Origin of the sequence: Streptococcus sp. NM, from assembly GCF_003390135.1 — a bacterium.
Lineage (GTDB): Bacteria > Bacillota > Bacilli > Lactobacillales > Streptococcaceae > Streptococcus.
The window spans coordinates 453,053-471,021 of record NZ_QUOS01000001.1; the positions used below are offsets into that span (position 1 = coordinate 453,053).

The window sequence follows — 17,969 nt, forward strand, 5'->3', positions numbered from 1 at the left end:
ACGAAAGGAAAATATATGAAACTAGAATACGGTTCAAAATCTTTAGAATATGATGGAAGTGGTGCAGCATCAGCTACCAAGGTCACACTTGTCAACTCAAGTGGTGCTATCGTACCTATTTTGTTACCGGCTGATAAAATCAGCTTGTCTAATACTGAACTCTTTGAGTTGGCACTCGAGGCTCTTTATCAGGAGAATTTTCCACAGCGTGCTGAAAATGAGAAATTCAATCAAGTAGATGAGCAACTCAAGCAAAATAAAGAAATGACTGCTAAATTAGAACAAGCTGGAACCGAGAACAAGGAAAACTTGGACACGGTATCAGCTATCACTGAGGTCTTGATTGCCTTGGCAGTATCTCAAAATGGAGGTATGCCTACCCACGCCTATGGCAAGGTAGCAGCATTCATCAAGCCACTTGTAACGAGTACACGCTACTCAAACGGAGACATCATTGCCATGCCTTATCCATTTGAAAATAATGCCAAATGGCCAAGTGGAACCAAGACTATCTTTAAGTTCCAGATGCAGGCTAATGAGGGCTATACATACAAGGACCAGGCTCTTGCTGAGATGCTACAACAAGGCGTATTGACTGTGGCCATGCCACGTATTGAGTAAGGGGGATTTTATGTCATGGTCTGAAATAATCGAGAAAATAATACATGCGATCACTCAACTTGCTCCTACTATCGGTGTCATCGCTACTGGTTGGTTTGGGATGCGAGCAAGTAAAGCAGGGAATCTCAATCAAGAACAGTTCAAGGAGTTGAAAGGGGAATTGAGAACTATCCATGCAATCGGTGAGGAGAACAAGCAAAATATAACTGAAATCAACAACAAGCTGGCTGTGCATGATGAAGCACATCTAGCTACTATGTATCTACGGCTGGAGCGTGATATTACTGTAGCTCTCAAGCGAGGTTATACAAGTGTTCACGAGTCGGATATTATCCACAAAATGCACTCAAGTTACAAAAAACTAGGTGGGAATGGGCGCATAGATGCCCTGTTTAATAAATTTGTAAATTTAGAAATTGCGGAGGAAAATACAAATGCAACAGATTAATGAAATTATCACAAATGGAGCAATCAGCATCCTTGTTATTTTAGCAGGGGTAACAGTTAAGGCAGTCAAGGACTACCTGGTTCAAAAAGGTGGAGAGAGAACCATCAAAATCGTTGAAATCTTGGCCAAAAATGCGGTCAACGCTGTTGAGCAGGTCGCTTCTGAAACCGGATATAAAGGTGAGGAGAAGCTGGAACAGGCTCGTGATAAAATCCGTGCAGAGCTTACCAAATATAACATTAGCATGACTGACAAGGACCTCGATACATTTGTCGAGTCAGCGGTCAAGCTGATGAATGATACCTGGAAAGGAGAGTAATGATGGTAGAAATCATTAATCATACAATTTTTAATGGAATTTCAGGCTCCCGGCCAACTGAGCGACCAAAATATTATGTTTTACATAATGATGCTGGTTCAAAAAGTGCAAAGGCCTATATCGAATGGCTCCAAGAACGATATGACAATGGCCAGTCTGAACTTGGTTTTGCTCATTACTACATCACAAGAGATGCAATTGTGCGAGTCGAAGACACATACAATGGTTCGTGGTCTGCTGCTAACTACGATGCTAACATGAACTCTCTTAGCTACGAAGTATGCCAGCAGTTAAGCGCATCAGATGCCGAGTTTATCGAAAATGAAAACATGGTATTGCGCCAAATGGCCGAAGACATGACCTACTACGGTGATACTCCAAATTATAGCAACATCAAGTTTCATAACGAGTTTTCAAGCACCTCATGCCCTGCTCGTTCCCTTGAATTGCACGGCGGATACAATGACAGCTTGCGTGACTATGTGATTGCTAAAATCAAGCATTATCAATCCCTTGGCTCGACTGTCCAAGAAATGCTTGATAATGAGGGTAATCAGGAAGGTTGGAAGAAAAATTCAACTGGTTGGTGGTATGTCAATGCAGATGGTTCTTATCCAACGAATAAATGGCAGAAAATTAATAATGCCTGGTATTACTTTGACAGCAATGGCTACATGAAGGCTAACTCATGGCACAAGCATTCAGATGGGTACTGGTATTACTTGCTACCAAATGGCGCAATGGCCACTGGTTGGGTACTTATCAGTAACAAGTGGTATTACTTCAAAGAAGATGGCAAGATGGCCACTGGTTGGGTCAAGTATAAGGAGCACTGGTACTATCTCGATTACCAAAAAGGAGAGATGGTATCAAATGCTTTTATCCAGTCAGCTGATAAAAAAGGCTGGTACTACCTCAAACCAGACGGCAGCATGGCAGATAAGCCAGAGTTTACTGTTGAGCCTAACGGGCTCATTACTACAAAATAAAACGAAAGGAAACTTTCTAAAATGTTCTTTCACCGCAGGCTCAGGCTTGCGGTTTTTTGTTTGCAATAATAAAAGCAGTGACCGAAATCACTGCTTATCAGCTGTAGCAAATTCATAGAGCTTTTCTGCCGTTAGAAGCGCCATTTTGTCCATGCTTGTTTTTCCTTTTCTGAGGTCAGAAACAGTAGTCCAAGGAATTCCAGCGCCTTGCGAAATAGCAGATGTAGACATCGGGCTGTCTAATAATTCTTGAATAATTTTTCTCATACTTATTTGTCCTTTTTATTCTTTAGATAAATATATACATTGACTGCAATTATAAAAATAGCTATTGCACTAACCATTGCTTTTCCTCTTTTCATTTGATAAAATAGAGGTGTGAGGGGCTTTCGCCCCCACCTCTTAGCGTTTACCTTTTCTTTTGCGGGATTCGGGTTTACGCTTTTTGTTTTGCCTTGCGACCGTTATTGCGGTCACTAGACTTGCGATAGCAGTTACTGTTTCAGGAATATTGTCTATTACCTTTTCAAGTAATCTGAGCCAATCTTCTTTGTTCAATTTCATCACCCCCTTTCCTTATCTTGATTATATTATATCACGGTATACCGAGGAAGTCAATAGTTTTGATGAAGTTTTTTTAAAAAAACATGGGGCACAAATGGGGCATAAGGTGCAAACTTTTGTATTTTTATGGTAAAAAATAAGTGTAAGTCACCTCTTATAAACGCTTATTTCAAGCCTTTTCTGGCTTATGTATTCTTATTTATGTAGTGTCTTTCAGTTACTCTTAAATAAGAGGCATATACCAATTAGAATTCGGAATACTATAGTATCAGCCTTTTAGAATCGTGAACACATTTTAGAAACTGATAAATTTATTTAGTTTCCTACCAAAAACCCTACCAAAAATTAATTTGGCAGGGTTTTTCTTTTTAATAAAATTATTTTGGAGAACAGGACTCGTTTTGTAGAACTTTTTAAGAACCCTGACTATCGTTGTCACTATTTTGCAAAACATAAAAAATCAGAGTCAGATTTAGATTTTGCGGAATTTGTCTTTCAAAATCGGGAAAATTCAGATGAATTACAACACCATTTTGATTTTATCTATAGTGTTCAGACTGATGCCAATCCAATCCAACCCAAGCTTTAGCTCGTTTTCGTCAGAATGAAATTACAAAAGAAGAAATGCTTGCTGAGTTTAGAAACCTCTATTCTTTTAAACAATTATCCATTCACAACCAATCTTAAAATAAAGAAGGTTTATCAATCAAAGACAGGAGAGGAGTTACAAAAATGGCAGTAGTATCATTGGAAAATAATATTAAACTATATAGTTCAGAATTATTTCAAGCACTATTAAAAGCCTCTAATTATAAATTGGATGAGCGTATTGCTCAGACTGTTGCAGAAGACTATGCTCGTAATCTAGATTATTATGATCCTGAACTGATGCATGTTGGTGTAACTTCTGTTGCTAACAATTTGCTTACAAAAATTAAACAAGAGTATTTTAATGTATAGTATTTTGAAAAGCCACCGAAAAAGGAATTACTCTTTAAGGTTGCTTTTTTAGAAGTAAAGTTTAGGCTAGAAAAACAAGAAATAACGCACCAATTTTGGTGCGTTATGATTTTTATGCTATAATTGAATTATAAAAATAAAGGAGTTTGCCATGATTGGAAAGAACATAAAATACTTACGTAAAACACATGACTTAACACAACCCGAATTTGCCCGAATTATAGGAATTTCTCGGAACAGCTTAAGTCGGTATGAAAATGGAACTAGTTCAGTCTCTACGGAATTAATTGACATCATTTGTCAGAAGTTTAATGTATCTTATGTCGATATTGTAGGAGAAGATAAAATGCTGAATCCTGTTGAAGATTATGAATTGACTTTAAAAATTGAAATTGTGAAAGAAAGAGGTGCTAATCTATTATCTCGACTCTATCGTTATCAAGATAGTCAGGGAATTAGCATTGATGATGAATCTAATCCTTGGATTTTAATGAGTGATGATCTTTCTGATTTGATTCATACGAATATCTATCTAGTTGAAACTTTTGATGAAATAGAGAGATATAGCGGCTATTTGGATGGAATTGAACGTATGTTAGAGATATCTGAAAAACGGATGGTAGCCTAATGGAAATCCAAGATTATACTGATAGTGAATTCAAACATGCTTTAGCACGGAATCTTCGTTCTCTGACAAGAGGAAAAAAGTCCAGTAAGCAACCTATAGCGATTTTGCTTGGAGGGCAAAGTGGTGCCGGTAAGACTACAATTCATCGTATTAAACAGAAAGAATTTCAAGGAAATATTGTTATCATAGATGGTGATAGTTTTCGTTCTCAGCATCCACACTATTTAGAACTGCAGCAAGAATATGGCAAAGATAGCGTTGAATACACCAAAGATTTTGCGGGAAAAATGGTAGAGTCTTTAGTAAGAGAATTGAGTCATTTGGGATACAATCTTTTGATAGAGGGAACTTTACGAACAATTGATGTTCCAAAGAAAACAGCACAACTATTGAAAAATAAGAGATATGAAGTACAATTAGACTTAATTGCGACAAAGCCTAAGCTATCCTATCTGAGCACCCTTATCCGATACGAAGAACTGTATGCAATCAATCCAAATCAAGCACGCGCAACTCCAAAAGAACACCATGATTTCATTGTAAATCATCTAGTCGATAATACACGGCAATTGGAAGAACTAGCTATCTTTGAAAGAATTCAAATTTATCAACGAGATAGAAGTTGTGTATATGATTCAAAAGAAAATGAAACTTCAGCAGCAGATGTTCTTCAAGAGTTACTATTTGGAGAATGGAATCAAGTAGAGAAAGAGATGCTTAAATCTGGAGAAGAAAGGTTAAAAGATTTAACTAATAGAAATGGTTGTTAGAACACAAATTTTAAAATATAATCTACTTATAACTTTTGTTAGTTATTTGAGGTGGGCAGAAAGTCTTTAGAATAGAAAAAACGCATAGTATAAATAAGTTTTTATTATTCAATTAATAATTCAACAATTGTCGTTTAACATGATATAATGAAGATAAGTAAAGACGATAATTTAAGGAGAGACTCATGCCAACTTTACAGTCACAGTTTATTAAATTTCACGAAACGATTAAGCTAGACGATGACGATAAAAAAGTATTAATTGACAAACGTAAAGAAGTTGAAGAAGCAATAAACAAAGGTGTTTCAGGATTTGGAAAAAGCTTTTTCAACCAAGGAAGTTACTCAACTTACACGGGTATTTTGCCAATTGATGAAGGAGATTATGATTTAGATAGAGGTTTAAAAATAGATGTTGATAGACAATCGAATTCTCCTAAAGAGGTAAAGAAGCTTATTTTTGATGCATTAGCTTCCGAATTTGGGGAAAAGAGTGTCAAAGTAAAAAATCCATGTGTGACAGTATCATTCCCTGAAGATAATGTTCACATTGATATAGCGGTGTATTGTACTGAAAATGATAACTATTTTTTAGCCAGAGGAAAACTTAATAGTACTGACGAAAACATTAAATGGGAGGAAGCAGACCCTATAGAATTAACTAAAGAAATTAATAATGCTATGGAGAACTCCGAAGACAGAAACCAATTTAGGAGAGTAATTCGTTACTTAAAAAGATGGAAAGATCTCAAATTTAAAAATCAAGATAATAGACCGACAGGTATTGGGATTTCAGTTTTTGCTATTAATAATTTTTCTGTAACCAAAAAAGTAGACTATTTATCTGGGAAAACTACTTATGATGATATTTCAGCTTTAAGAAACTTAATAAATACTATGATTAATTCATTTTCGGATAGATATGATGTTGAAAGAAAATTATTTTATCCGAGATTAGAAGTTATCTTACCTGTTAAGCCATATACTGATGTATATGAAAGGGTATCAAATATACAAATGGAAGCCTTTAAGAATAAATTAGAAAAATTAAGAGACTCACTAGATGAGGCAATAAGTTCTACTGATTTAAGTGAGTCTACAAAAGTATTGAGTAAACAGTTTGGTGATGATTTTCCTATTATTGAACAAAAAGAGACTGCAGAAAACTTTGGGACTCGGGCTATAATCAGTGATTATCCAAGTGCTTAGAGGCGTATATGTTAGAAAAAAAAGAAATATTCCAGATATACTTTGACGAAATACCTTTAAAGAGCCTGGAATTAGAAGATAAGGAATGCTATTTTTATCAATATAAAAAATTTACCTTAAAAATTATCATTTCTAATGATTTTCCCCATTCACTTCCTGAAATCTATCTTTCAAATTATATGGATTTTAATAAATGGTACAGCCATGTCGGTTCCGAAGGGAAATTGTGTTACATTTCAGAAGATAATTTAATTTGGGAGTTTAATAATCCAAGTGGATTATTAAAAGATTGCTGTGAAAAAGTAAAGGCATTACTGGATAGTTGGGATACACCAAAAATGACCGAAGAGCTCAGGAAAGAGTTTCTGTCATATTGGTATATCAGTTGTTTGAAGTCAAAAACAAAATATATAGAGATTCGAAGTTACTTATCCAGGGTCAGTACATTTGAGAAATATGAATTAGTCCTGTCGAATCAGAAATTCCATCTTTTTAATTATGGTTCACAACTCAAAGGGAGTGTTGCGCCACATTCTGAAAAAAGGAGAGATGTTTACATACTTCCACTTAAAGATTCGAATCCTGTGATTCCTCCTAACCCCCTGAATGAACTAACAGAAGCAACGTTTAAGAAAATGATCACAGGAAATCTATCTTCGGGTGTTAGACGCCGCTTCCAAAAGTGGTGTAAAACGAAACGAAAGTCATTCATATTAATTTTATCACTTCCTATATCTGATAATGATTATGTTTTGTTTGGTGCGCTTTTTGAGTCTAGAACTTCCAAATATCCATTTAAAATTGATAATAAGGTACCACAAAAAAATAAAGATAGAAAAAAAATTGGTTCTAAGGCAAAAAAATCAAAAAATGGGAGTTTCAATATTACTCCAGTATATATTACAAGATTCGACAAGGAGTATAGAGTGAGTAGGACATCCCAAGAATATGATTTTCTCAATAAAAAAGTTGTAATTGTTGGACTTGGATCTGTAGGATCATTTGTTGCAAACAATTTATCTAAAATGGGTATAGAGAAACTTCTTTTAATAGATCCTGATATTTTAACGGTCGATAACATTTCAAGACACTACTTAGGTATGGATAGTATAATAGATAATATTCAAAAAGTAGACGCTTTAGAAGATAGATTAAAAAAAGAAAATCCTGATTTGGAAATTGAATGTGAGGGTATCCGATTTCAAGAAATAGTTCGGAAGAATCCAAATTTATTTTATGAATATGATTTTGTTTTTTCTTGTGTCGGAGATACTAAAACTAATTTTGAAATTAATCATTTTTTCAGAAAGATTGGAAAAACGGTATTGTATTGCTGGTTAGATCCATATGGAGTTGGGTATCATAACCTACTAGTTTCTCCGCAAAATAATGGATGCTATATGTGTATGAACTATGAAGATGGGCGTCTTGTTAATAATAGAGCCTCTTTTGCGGAGAAAAATCAAATATTTGAAAAGCGTCTAGCTAGCTGTTATTCTTCATTTATTCCTTATAATGTTATTGCGCCTAGTTCTTTGGCAAATAAAGCTATAGAAGTATATTTACAGTACTTGGATGGGGAATTTTCTTCTGAAAACAGACTAGTATCAGAAATTGGTTCAGATAAACAGTTTGGAAAAGAAGGATTTACATATAGTGTTCGATACTACAATTGTTTAAAAAATAGTGATTTATTAAATGTTTCTTTAAGAACAAATATATCTTGTCCAGAGTGTAACGGAGATTATAAAGTTGATATATGTAAATCTGAATAATAAATATCAAATTGTAATACCATCTGATATTTTTAATTCATTACTAGCGTTTAGGCAATTGGGTTTGGAGCCTGAAGCAGGTGGTATTTTTGTTGGTAAGAGACTTTTAAATAATTCGATACTTATTATAAATTTTTCAGAACCACAGGATAATGATGTAAGAAGTAGATTTAAATTCTCAAAAACTTCTCCATATCACCAGAAGTTTGCAGATGATTATTTTAGTAAAAGTTCAGGTTTTATAAGTTTAATTGGAGAATGGCATACCCATCCTGAAGATATACCTACTGCATCTTGTGTTGACATTAACTCATGGGAAAAAATTATCTCAGATAATGATGACAGGTTATTCTTTTTGATAGTTGGACTTCGGGCTGGTAGATTATACTTTAGGGAATCAAATAAGTGGCAATCCACTCTAATCTATTTTAAGGATGTATAGATACGTATGAATCGAAAAAATAAATTATTTAAGAAATTCTTTTTTTGGTCTCAAAAATTTTATTTACCATTAGTATTAATTTTTATATTTCCAATTCTGATTTGTTATTTGATTGGGAAGAGTTTGACCCTGGTTGAAGTTGAAAAAATATCAAATACCAATTTTTTTACAAGAGCTATTTTTGAACTAATTCCTGATAATTCTACCGCTACTTATATAGTTCTTTATTTATTAATCTCTACTTCATTATTGATGATTTTTAGAAAAAACAATGCTGAACGAACATTTAATGATGGTCATTCTGTATATCTTCATAACTGTTATAAAAGACTGTGGATTGCAGCAAATTTATTAGGTTATCGAAAGTTACAACTTATAGGTGTCTCAATACCAATGCAGTTTGAACTTATTAATAATGGAGTTTTTTCAGAGTTTATCTCTGAATCATCAGTTGTTCAATATGATGAATTTCAAGGAGAAATTATTGTTGAGTATCTAATTGAAAACAAAAAGAATAAAGTTGTAAATTTATTAGTATGTGATACATATGATATTCCTATAGAAAAATTAGCACCTGACTATTTGGAAAATACAACAGTAAAAATTTCATCGCAAAGAAATTATAGTGGTAACAGATATAACAATCCTCTATTAGTTAGTACAGTTCGAGAAGAGGTACAGAAAATAGTTAACACCTATAATGAGGTTAATCTATTCATGACAACAAATCCATTAAATACACAAGGAATTGTAGGAAAAGCATTTTTAACATTAGATAGATCAGGTTTTGATAAAGTCTCAGTTATACAGATGGATGAAACAAAAATTTACAAAGTTCCATTTGTAATATACGAAAATTAATAGGAAATCAATGGTTGAGAATTGTAAAACTCTTCTTAATGTTTTATTGCAATTATTTTTTAGAGAGCCACCTGGCTCTTTTTCTTATTTTTTTTGATGTTGTGATACCTTTTCCAAATCTTCCTTGTTATCCTAATATCATCCTAAGAAAATCGATACTCAAATTTAAACTGGGGGTTTGGGGGCGAAGCCACCAAGTTATCTTATCGTTGGCTATCAAAACTAGAAGGTTTTGGTCGGCTGGCGATATGATTTTTGGGATATTGTGGACACAATATCTGAGCTCGCAAAGACCGAACAAGAAGCGAGTGAGGTCTTTAGGAAGCGTACTGACAATGTGAGGTAGACTTACACTGTCAGACAAGTAGAATGTTGAAGGGATATCAGAATGGGACAAGAAATTAAGTCAATCCGAAAGCAATTTAGAATCACGAGACAAGAAGAAAAACAGATAAAAGAAATGATGAGGGAACAAAAAATGGATAGTTTCTCAGAATTTCTTCGTCAGAATTTATTGAAAAAGAATTATCAGGATAGAATTTTTGAAAGTTGGTTCTCTCTTTGGAACTCTCAAAAGTTAGAACAGATTAGTCGAGATGTGCATGAGGTTTTGATTATTGCAAAAGAGAATCATCAAGTGACTCAAGAGCACGTCTCAATCTTATTGACTTGTGTTCAAGAATTAATTGTAGAAGTGAATCAAGTGCAGCCACTCAGTCGTGAGTTCCGTGAAAAATATATGGGTTAGGAGGATGTAATGGTTTATCGCTATCGTACCAATCTCAAAAAAGTATTTCTAACTGATCCAGAATTACACCAATTGAATGAACGGATTGCTAAGAGCAATTGTCAAAATTTCTCAGTCTATGCCAGAAAAGTTTTGCTTAATCCCAATATGTCATTTGTCACGATTAACACTGATACTTATGACCAGTTAGTTTTTGAATTGAGAAGGATTGGAAATAACATCAATCAAATTGCGCGTGCGATTAATCAAAGCCACCTGATTTCTCAGGACCAATTACAAGAATTGAGTAAAGGAGTCGGAGAGTTAATTAAGGAAGTGGACAAAGAATTTCAAGTGGAGGTGAAAAGACTGAAGGAGTTTCATGGTAGTTACTAAACACTTTGCGACGCACGGAAAAAAATATCGTAGGCGTTTAATTAAGTATATCCTCAATCCCGATAAAACGGACAATTTGAAATTGGTATCTGATTTTGGTATGAGCAATTACTTGGACTTCCCTAGTCATGCAGAAATGGTAGAAATGTACAATGTCAACTTCACCAATAATGACAAGTTGTACGAATCCAGAAACGACCGACAAGAAAAATACCAACAAACTATTCATGCCCATCATCTCATCCAATCATTTTCTCCTGAAGATAACCTGACACCTGAAGAAATTAATCGAATTGCTTATGAGACCATGATGGAATTGACAGGAGGTCGTTTTAAGTTTATCGTAGCAACTCACACAGACAAAGATCATGTTCATAATCACATCCTAATCAACTCTATTGACCGCAATTCAGATAAAAAATTGATATGGAACTATGCCTTAGAACGAAATCTCCGTATGATTTCAGACCGTATTTCTAAAGTGGCTGGGGCGAAAATTATTGAGAAGAGTTTTTCTTACCGTGACTATCAAAAATATAGGCAGTCTAGTCATAAATTTGAATTGAAACAACGTCTTTATTTTTTGTTGCAGCAATCTAAATCGTTTGATGATTTTTTAGAGAAAGCAAAGCAGTTGCATGTTCAGATTGATTTTAGTCAAAAGCATAGTCGATTCATGATGACGGATCGAGCAATGACAAAACCAATTCGAGGACGCCAACTCAGCAAACGAGATCTATATGATGAAGAATTATTTAGAATGCATTTTGCTAAGCAAGAGATTGAAAGTCGTTTAGAATTTTTGTTGAACCGTGTCAATTCTTTAGAAGATTTAATAACAAAAGCCAAAGAATTGAATCTAACCATTGACTTAAAACAAAAAAATGTAACTTTTATCCTGGAAGAAGAGAATCAAAAGATAAGTTTGGGTCATCAAAAAATAAGTGATAAGAAATTATATGACGTCAAATTTTTTCAAGATTATTTTAAAAATAAGGAAGTCGTTGCTTCAGAAGGATTAGAGAATTTAAAGGAACAGTACCATGCTTTCCAAGAAGAACGAGATAAGGATAAAGTATCCACTGAAGAGATTGAGGAAGCCTTTGAGACATTTACGGAAAAACGAGATACCGTTCGTGAATTTGAAGTGGAACTTGCAGAGAAGCAAATAGAGAAGCTAGTTGATGAGGGCATTTATATCAAAGTGTCTTTTGGTATTAAGCAGAGTGGTCTCATTTTCATTCCCAATTATCAATTAGATATTCTGGAAGAAGAGAATCAAACAAAATATAAAATCTTTATACGTGAGACAACTTCATACTTTGTATATAACAAAGAACATTCGGATAAGAATCAGTATGTCAAAGGACGAACCTTGATAAGACAGCTAACCAACGATAGTCGAGTAATACCATACAGAAGACCTACAGTTAAGAGTCTACAGGAAAAGATTACTGAGATTAACCTCTTCATTGAATTAACTGAAGCAGATAAGAAATACCAAGACATTAAAGACGAGTTAGTAAAAGAAATAGCAGAGATAGATATAAAACTAAATCAAATTAATGAAAAAATCGCCAACTTAAATAAGATGGCGGAAGTGCTTATCAATTTGAAGAGCGAGGATGTGAGCAGTCGAAAGCTTGCAAGACATGACTTTTCAAAACTGAACTTGACAGAATCAACTTCATTAGAACAAGTGACTGAAGAAATAAGAGCATTGCAAGAGGAACTAGGTCACCATATTGGTGAGTATGAGAGACTCATAAAAAGATTAGAAACATTTGTAAAAATGTTGAATACTGGTAAAGGCTTTAATCAAAAGTTTGATACGGAGATTTCATTACAGTAATAGAAATGCTGGCAATGTAACTATCTCGACATTTTAAATTTATTTTATAGATATTTAAGGACAAATAATATATTTATTATCGTCAATTTATAATGATAATGCTGAATTAATTCAGGCTACCAGAGAGAAAGGACAGCGAGTGAGTTGTCCATGCAGGACTTAACTTGTTCTGCCCATGAGGTCATTATCTTTGAGGTTGCCAATAATCTATTGTTTAGAGATGTCAAAAACGGTAAGAATATGCAAGACCTCATCGCAGCATTATTATTCTGTGGCGATTTTAAAATAAAAATAGAACTTATAAAATCTGTATAGAAAACAGTTGCCTTTTCAAGTTAATTAACAGTGTCTAAAGTTATAGTTGTTTGGAAGTATTCACCCAGTTGACTGGTGATAACCATATCACCATGATGCAAATCAACGATTTGCTTAGTAATTTTCAATCCTATACCACTTCTACGAACACCAGAAATATCAAAGCTAAATTCTTCAATTTTATTAATGTTGTTAAGTCTGTTGGGAGAGGCCCCTATTCCGTTATCGCGTACGGTAATTGAAAATGTATTATTTGATAGATGCTTAAGAATGATTTGAATATCGCATCCAGAAGGATTATGAAGCACAGAATTATAAATCAGATTATGAATAATTCTCGATATCAAAGATTTTTCGACGTACGTTTTTTGATTAAACAAACCGTCGTCAGAAGTGAATTCAAAATTGAAGTCATGCCAAATCTCTTGATTAATAATTTGGATAATAATCTCCTTAAAAAATGGAACGATGTATACAATTTCTCGATTTAATATCAGATTACCATTTGTTAATCGGGCAAATATATTTAAATCATTAAGAAGGTTTTGGATATAATGACTTTCAACTAGGGTAGGCTTTAGATACTTAAGTAATAGATCATTATCAGTTTTTTCAATCGCTAGGGATGTGTTTGATACAATTACTGAAAGTGGTGTTTTGATATCATGTGCAATTCCAGAAATCCAATTTTCCTTAAATTCTTCATTTTCACGAAGTTTTTGATTGGCTGAGTTAATAGCAAGTGTTAATTTATCTAGTTCCTGTACAGATTTAACTTGTGTGTTTCCTCCATTTGGTAGTTTTACAATTGCGTTAATAATCGGTTTAATATTTCGATTTAGGAAGGTAACACTGTAGATATATAAAAATAAACAGAACAATATGTTAGCAAAAATCATTGATACAATAATGATTGGAAAAATTTGAATTCGATTCAAATCAAAATAATTATTACCATAGCGAATAATACTATCTTTTGGAAATGCAATAATATAGATATCGTTATCATTGTCTTTTATTTGAGTAAATACAGGATAGTCTTTTAAGTAGAACCTAGAGAAACGAACAACATCTGCAAAATTAAATTGATTAGCTATATCTTTGGGTTTGTCAATATTGAATTTTTCTTTGCCACTGTTCTTATCAATAATCATCATCCATAAATTATTTTCATCAATTAATTGTTTGGCTATCGGACTGACAACATAATTTCCATTAGTTAAAACAATTTCAGACGACACTGTTTCGATGATGTTTGATGCAGATTGTTGGCTACGAATATAATTTGCTGCAGTAACTAAAAGTATTACATCAACTATGATGATAAAAATAAACGATAGAATAAACTTTAGTATATTTTTTTTGAAAACATTCATGGGTTATACCTTAAATTATCTAAATAACAAGTTTATATCCAAGTCCTTTGACAGTAATTAGGTGATTAGGCTTAGAGGGGGTAAGTTCTATCTTTTCTCGGATATTTCGAATATGTACCATTAGAGATTTCTCATATCCAAAGCTCTCAAGTCCCCAAATTGTATCACAAATTGTTTCAGTAGAGACTATGTAATTTTTATTAGCATATAATTTTCGAAGAACTTGAATTTCTGTAGGTGTTAGCGATAGATTTTGACCACTTTTCTTAACACTGGCATTGTTCAAGTCAATGATACAGTCAGTTAGTTCAATGAGTTCAGATTCATCTTTATAAGCTCTTCTTAACAGTGCAATAATACGATACGTTAAAGATTTAGGTAAGAAGGGCTTTGTAACGTAGTCGTCTCCTCCCGAATCAAGTCCTCTAATTTCATCGTCAGGATTATTTTTAGCAGTCAAAAATAGAATTGGAATATCTGAGATTTTTCTCACATATTGAGAGAGTAAATAGCCTTCTCCGTCTGGGAGCATGACATCTAAAATAATTAGATCAATATGGGATACCGAAAAAACATCAATTCCTTCACTAATACTATAAGCGCGACTAATATTTTTAAAACCACGACTCACAAGTACCTCTTTAATTGATTCACTTAACGCTGTATCATCATCCACAATCAATATGTGTTTATTTAATAATTGTGCTTCAAAACTCATGTTTTCACCTCCAAAAGTTTACTTAATTATACCATAAATAAAGCTATTAGATAAAAGGTGAACATTTCATATTCGATAATCTTAAAGATAAATTTATGTTTTCTTTATCCAAGCTTTAAGATGCCATTGTAAGATAAACTTGTAACAAAGAAGATATCTAGATTGCCGATATTTAAAATAGAAAGAGGTAAATACTATGAAAAAAGAATATGAACTAATGAACACAATTCAGGAAATAAGTCTTGAAGAGTTAGACCAAATTATTGGTGCGGGTAAGAACGGGGTATTTAAAACCATTTCACATGAATGTCACATGAATTCGTTCCAATTCTTCTTTACATGTTGTTCATAAAGATTTTATAGAAAAGAGGTAGCTGTCATGAAAAAAGAATTGAAGAAAGCTTGGTAGGTTCCTCATCGGAGATACGTTATGATTATTTTAATAATGTCCTATGTAAGAAAGGAATAATATTAGATGAAATTGAGCAACGTTTCTCGGATATAAATCATCGTGTTATACTCAGCATCCAGAAATACTTAGACTTAATGGAATATGTGAAAAATAGATTTATTGAAGATTTTTCAGAATTAGTAGATCAAGATTACATTAGTAGTAACTCCCTAATTCCTAATATAGATGCTATTAAGCTTAAAGTGACAGGAGATATTCATAACGGTAACGGGGTGTGTATTGTAACTTATCAGGAGCAAAAAGTTGTTTTTAAAAAGAAATCATCTAAACCAAATCTTCTTTTGAATCTTTTAGATGCTAGAGTTAGTGCTTATTTGGGCAAAAAAATCCATTTTATTCCTCAATTTTTGGATAAAGAAGAATATTTTTGGGAAAAATTTATAATTAGCAGACCATTAAATTCAAAAAAAGAAGCCGAAGAGTTTTATCGTAGAGTAGGTTACCTATTAGCATATTCCTATATTCTAAATATCTCAGACTTACACTTTGAAAATTTGATATCTGCAAATATTACTCCAACTCTTGTAGATGTTGAAACAATCTTCTCTATAACACCTTTTGACACGATAGCGAACAACGAAGCGACCTTCCAAATTATAGAGAACAGTAGAAATTCAGTACTTTCAACAGGTCTTCTTCCCATTGCTGAAGCAGATAAGATTTTCGGTGGAGATACTAGTGGAGTTCTTGGTGGAACTCTTATTGGCGAAGCTAAGATTGTTGTGAATTATAATCGAGATGATGTGCATGTTGAGAAGAAAAAATATCAGATTAAAAATCAAGATCATTTGCCTTATTTTCTTAATTCTATGGGAGAGAAAAATTATCTTAATGCGGCAGAATATATTGATTTCATTAAAGAAGGATTCAGAGAATTAGGTTATTTTTTTGTGAAGGAAAAGAAATATCTTGAAAAACTTTACTTGACTCATAGTGATATTCAAACTCGAATTTTGTTTCGGAATACTAGAGACTATAGTCTAATTCGACAACTACTTATTTCGCCTGTATACTGTAATCAATCACAGATACTATTTGAAAAAATGGCTAATAAATTACATGAGTATGATAGTCATACATTAGTCCAATCAGAGGAGAAGCAGTTATTAAATATGGATATTCCTTATTTTTATGTGAATATTAATAGTTGTAACATTAGAGATGGAGAGACAATTATTTGGAAACTAGGGACTTCTGCGTTAAGTGTAGTGATTAAAAAGCTAGAGAATCTAAATGAGGAGTTAATTGAAGAACAAATTAATTTAATAGAATTCTCAATAAAAACTACACAAGCATTGTATAGTACAGAACTTCAAGAGGAGTATCGAAAATATGAACGCCCCAGTAATGATGAAGAGGTATTATACACAGGAATTAATACGTTGGTTGATATTATTTTGAATGATGAGAGATATTCCTTCGGAGATAATAGTACAAACTGGCTCACTTTGAAAGTTACAGATTATGATGCCTTTGAATTAGTTCCAATGGATGATTCAGTGTACGAAGGGTTGGCTGGCATAGGTATTGCTTTATCTGAAGCTTATGACTTAGTTGATTCTTTGAGACAAAAAAAAATTATTGCTTGCTTGAAACGAATTTTTTCTACTTTATTAAATTCTTATTCTAAAATACAAAACACATCCTATTTCGTTGGGAAATTAGGCATTATCTCGGCTATTTTTAGAATTGGTTTAATTACAGACCAGAAACTCCCAAGCTATATGTCAGATATTATAGATAGTTATTGTTTAAACATAGATGTATCTCAAGCAGACTTTTTATCAAGTTTCCCAAATGAAATTACTGCGTTTAGAAATACAGATACTACGATAGAAAATCTATCTCAATCGCTTAATAAACTTAAAGAGCTAGGTATTTATGATGAAAATTACATTTGTTGGAACCGATTAGAAGTGAATAATGTTAGTCTTGCACATGGGAATTTAGGTGTTGAGATAGCATTGCTTTTGTTGGCTGGTCAATTGAGAAGCACTGATGCCTTAGATTTATTTAACAAGGCTAGAAATTTTGATAATCGCCAGAAGATTGATAAGGGGTGGGTTGATAAAAGGAATAACGAGACAAGTGCAAATTGGTGCCACGGTTCGACGGGAGTATTAGTTGCAAGGTTAGCACAGCTACAATTAGATGATAGATATAAGATTTTATCCGATTCTGAGCGTGAAGAATTGAAGAAGGATGTGGAACATGCGGCAGAACAAATTGTTGAAATTGGTTTTGATATGACTAATTTTTCCCTTTGTCACGGAACTAGTGGAAATTTACTGGCTCTTAGTTATTATATGAATTATTTGGGAAATGACGAGTCCAAAAAATTCAAAAGCATTTTAGATAGAGAATATAAAAAATTGCATGCATTTGGTTTAGAAAAAGGTTGGATGTGTAGTTTTAATACAAAGTATAATGTCTATGGTCTAATGACAGGAATTCCAGGTGTTCTATTTTCTACAGCAAAATATTTAAAAGAAGACAGTTCGCTTGACATTCTTATTCCTAATTTATAA

Annotated in this window: 21 protein-coding genes; 17 read left to right on the forward strand and 4 right to left on the reverse strand. The window is 33.2% G+C overall.

The window, feature by feature from the left end; all coding sequences use genetic code 11:
* Nucleotides 1-15 precede the first annotated feature (15 nt).
* From DXN33_RS02405 to DXN33_RS02420, 4 genes are read left to right on the forward strand one after another with little or no spacing between them, the layout of a single operon-like run.
* Nucleotides 16-621 carry a DUF1366 domain-containing protein gene (locus DXN33_RS02405; protein ID WP_115904244.1) on the forward strand — a complete coding sequence of 202 codons (606 nt, stop codon included), beginning with the start codon at nt 16-18 and terminating at the stop codon, nt 619-621.
* A gap of 10 nt (nt 622-631) precedes the next feature.
* Complete coding sequence (locus tag DXN33_RS02410; protein ID WP_115904245.1) at nt 632-1,069, forward strand: hypothetical protein; 438 nt, start codon at nt 632-634, stop codon at nt 1,067-1,069.
* A complete protein-coding gene (locus tag DXN33_RS02415; protein WP_049511162.1) occupies nt 1,056-1,388 on the forward strand; it encodes a phage holin in 333 nt (110 codons plus the stop codon). Before DXN33_RS02410 ends, DXN33_RS02415 begins: the two co-directional genes overlap by 14 nt.
* A 2-nt stretch (nt 1,389-1,390) precedes the next feature.
* Nucleotides 1,391-2,377: an N-acetylmuramoyl-L-alanine amidase gene (locus tag DXN33_RS02420; protein WP_115904246.1), complete on the forward strand. Its 987-nt coding sequence runs from the start codon at nt 1,391-1,393 to the stop codon at nt 2,375-2,377.
* An 87-nt stretch (nt 2,378-2,464) separates the two neighbouring features.
* Here the strand turns inward: DXN33_RS02420 and DXN33_RS02425 are convergent, their stop codons facing one another.
* Together DXN33_RS02425 and DXN33_RS09660 are read right to left on the reverse strand one after the other, a co-directional pair.
* Nucleotides 2,465-2,644 (reverse strand): hypothetical protein, encoded by a 180-nt coding sequence (locus DXN33_RS02425; RefSeq protein ID WP_115904247.1) that lies wholly within the window; start codon nt 2,642-2,644, stop codon nt 2,465-2,467.
* Between the two features lie 135 nt (nt 2,645-2,779).
* Nucleotides 2,780-2,941 carry a hypothetical protein gene (locus tag DXN33_RS09660; protein WP_181897273.1) on the reverse strand — a complete coding sequence of 54 codons (162 nt, stop codon included), beginning with the start codon at nt 2,939-2,941 and terminating at the stop codon, nt 2,780-2,782.
* 382 nt (nt 2,942-3,323) lie between these two features.
* On the opposite strand from DXN33_RS09660, the gene DXN33_RS09740 reads away from it, so the two are divergent.
* From DXN33_RS09740 to DXN33_RS02480, 11 genes are all read left to right on the forward strand, one after another.
* A complete protein-coding gene (locus DXN33_RS09740; RefSeq protein ID WP_258864217.1) occupies nt 3,324-3,530 on the forward strand; it encodes a hypothetical protein in 207 nt (68 codons plus the stop codon).
* Between the two features lie 143 nt (nt 3,531-3,673).
* Nucleotides 3,674-3,901 (forward strand): hypothetical protein, encoded by a 228-nt coding sequence (locus DXN33_RS02435; protein WP_115904248.1) that lies wholly within the window; start codon nt 3,674-3,676, stop codon nt 3,899-3,901.
* A 151-nt stretch (nt 3,902-4,052) separates the two neighbouring features.
* Nucleotides 4,053-4,529, forward strand: a complete 477-nt coding sequence (gene pezA, locus DXN33_RS02440; RefSeq protein ID WP_115904249.1) for a type II toxin-antitoxin system antitoxin PezA — start codon at nt 4,053-4,055, stop codon at nt 4,527-4,529.
* On the forward strand, nt 4,529-5,299 hold the full coding sequence (gene pezT, locus DXN33_RS02445) for a type II toxin-antitoxin system toxin PezT (RefSeq protein ID WP_115904250.1): 771 nt from the start codon (nt 4,529-4,531) through the stop codon (nt 5,297-5,299). The genes pezA and pezT overlap by 1 nt, the downstream gene beginning before the upstream one ends.
* A gap of 185 nt (nt 5,300-5,484) precedes the next feature.
* The gene (locus tag DXN33_RS02450; protein ID WP_084925491.1) at nt 5,485-6,507 is read left to right on the forward strand and encodes a nucleotidyltransferase; all 1,023 of its coding nucleotides are present in this window, start codon (nt 5,485-5,487) and stop codon (nt 6,505-6,507) included.
* Nucleotides 6,508-6,515: 8 nt separating this feature from the next.
* Entirely contained in the window at nt 6,516-8,282 is a 1,767-nt protein-coding gene (locus DXN33_RS02455; RefSeq protein WP_084925493.1) for a ThiF family adenylyltransferase, read from the forward strand.
* Nucleotides 8,260-8,724: a Mov34/MPN/PAD-1 family protein gene (locus tag DXN33_RS02460; RefSeq protein ID WP_158086277.1), complete on the forward strand. Its 465-nt coding sequence runs from the start codon at nt 8,260-8,262 to the stop codon at nt 8,722-8,724. The genes DXN33_RS02455 and DXN33_RS02460 overlap by 23 nt, the downstream gene beginning before the upstream one ends.
* Nucleotides 8,725-8,730: 6 nt before the next feature.
* Complete coding sequence (locus DXN33_RS02465) at nt 8,731-9,585, forward strand: acyltransferase (protein ID WP_084925497.1); 855 nt, start codon at nt 8,731-8,733, stop codon at nt 9,583-9,585.
* A gap of 388 nt (nt 9,586-9,973) precedes the next feature.
* Nucleotides 9,974-10,333: an SAG1252 family conjugative relaxosome accessory protein gene (locus tag DXN33_RS02470; RefSeq protein ID WP_115904251.1), complete on the forward strand. Its 360-nt coding sequence runs from the start codon at nt 9,974-9,976 to the stop codon at nt 10,331-10,333.
* A 9-nt stretch (nt 10,334-10,342) separates the two neighbouring features.
* Nucleotides 10,343-10,708, forward strand: coding sequence for a plasmid mobilization relaxosome protein MobC (mobC, locus tag DXN33_RS02475; protein WP_000263039.1), 366 nt, complete (start codon nt 10,343-10,345; stop codon nt 10,706-10,708).
* The gene (locus DXN33_RS02480; protein ID WP_115904252.1) at nt 10,695-12,560 is read left to right on the forward strand and encodes an SAG1250 family conjugative relaxase; all 1,866 of its coding nucleotides are present in this window, start codon (nt 10,695-10,697) and stop codon (nt 12,558-12,560) included. The genes mobC and DXN33_RS02480 overlap by 14 nt, the downstream gene beginning before the upstream one ends.
* Before the next feature lie 335 nt (nt 12,561-12,895).
* Here DXN33_RS02480 and DXN33_RS02485 read toward each other — a convergent pair whose 3' ends face one another.
* Nucleotides 12,896-14,251: a sensor histidine kinase KdpD gene (locus tag DXN33_RS02485; RefSeq protein WP_078238648.1), complete on the reverse strand. Its 1,356-nt coding sequence runs from the start codon at nt 14,249-14,251 to the stop codon at nt 12,896-12,898.
* A 19-nt stretch (nt 14,252-14,270) separates the two neighbouring features.
* Nucleotides 14,271-14,969, reverse strand: a complete 699-nt coding sequence (locus DXN33_RS02490) for a response regulator transcription factor (RefSeq protein WP_024056647.1) — start codon at nt 14,967-14,969, stop codon at nt 14,271-14,273.
* A gap of 196 nt (nt 14,970-15,165) precedes the next feature.
* Between DXN33_RS02490 and DXN33_RS02495 the strand changes: the two genes are divergently transcribed.
* Entirely contained in the window at nt 15,166-15,321 is a 156-nt protein-coding gene (locus DXN33_RS02495; RefSeq protein ID WP_033685037.1) for a lacticin 481 family lantibiotic, read from the forward strand.
* Nucleotides 15,322-15,359: 38 nt separating this feature from the next.
* Nucleotides 15,360-17,969 carry a type 2 lanthipeptide synthetase LanM family protein gene (locus DXN33_RS02500; protein ID WP_115904253.1) on the forward strand — a complete coding sequence of 870 codons (2,610 nt, stop codon included), beginning with the start codon at nt 15,360-15,362 and terminating at the stop codon, nt 17,967-17,969.

Coding starts and splice junctions, on each gene's coding strand:
- DXN33_RS02465 (WP_084925497.1), top strand. CDS start 8,731: ATGAATCGAAAAAATAAATTATTTAAGAAATTCTTTTTTTGGTCTCAA.
- DXN33_RS02495 (WP_033685037.1), top strand. CDS start 15,166: ATGAAAAAAGAATATGAACTAATGAACACAATTCAGGAAATAAGTCTT.
- DXN33_RS02420 (WP_115904246.1), top strand. CDS start 1,391: ATGGTAGAAATCATTAATCATACAATTTTTAATGGAATTTCAGGCTCC.
- DXN33_RS02410 (WP_115904245.1), top strand. CDS start 632: ATGTCATGGTCTGAAATAATCGAGAAAATAATACATGCGATCACTCAA.
- DXN33_RS02435 (WP_115904248.1), top strand. CDS start 3,674: ATGGCAGTAGTATCATTGGAAAATAATATTAAACTATATAGTTCAGAA.
- mobC (WP_000263039.1), top strand. CDS start 10,343: ATGGTTTATCGCTATCGTACCAATCTCAAAAAAGTATTTCTAACTGAT.
- DXN33_RS02455 (WP_084925493.1), top strand. CDS start 6,516: ATGTTAGAAAAAAAAGAAATATTCCAGATATACTTTGACGAAATACCT.
- DXN33_RS02480 (WP_115904252.1), top strand. CDS start 10,695: ATGGTAGTTACTAAACACTTTGCGACGCACGGAAAAAAATATCGTAGG.
- DXN33_RS02450 (WP_084925491.1), top strand. CDS start 5,485: ATGCCAACTTTACAGTCACAGTTTATTAAATTTCACGAAACGATTAAG.
- DXN33_RS02405 (WP_115904244.1), top strand. CDS start 16: ATGAAACTAGAATACGGTTCAAAATCTTTAGAATATGATGGAAGTGGT.
- DXN33_RS02490 (WP_024056647.1), bottom strand. CDS start 14,969: ATGAGTTTTGAAGCACAATTATTAAATAAACACATATTGATTGTGGAT.
- DXN33_RS02425 (WP_115904247.1), bottom strand. CDS start 2,644: ATGAGAAAAATTATTCAAGAATTATTAGACAGCCCGATGTCTACATCT.
- DXN33_RS02485 (WP_078238648.1), bottom strand. CDS start 14,251: ATGAATGTTTTCAAAAAAAATATACTAAAGTTTATTCTATCGTTTATT.
- DXN33_RS02470 (WP_115904251.1), top strand. CDS start 9,974: ATGGGACAAGAAATTAAGTCAATCCGAAAGCAATTTAGAATCACGAGA.
- DXN33_RS02415 (WP_049511162.1), top strand. CDS start 1,056: ATGCAACAGATTAATGAAATTATCACAAATGGAGCAATCAGCATCCTT.
- pezT (WP_115904250.1), top strand. CDS start 4,529: ATGGAAATCCAAGATTATACTGATAGTGAATTCAAACATGCTTTAGCA.
- DXN33_RS09660 (WP_181897273.1), bottom strand. CDS start 2,941: ATGAAATTGAACAAAGAAGATTGGCTCAGATTACTTGAAAAGGTAATA.
- pezA (WP_115904249.1), top strand. CDS start 4,053: ATGATTGGAAAGAACATAAAATACTTACGTAAAACACATGACTTAACA.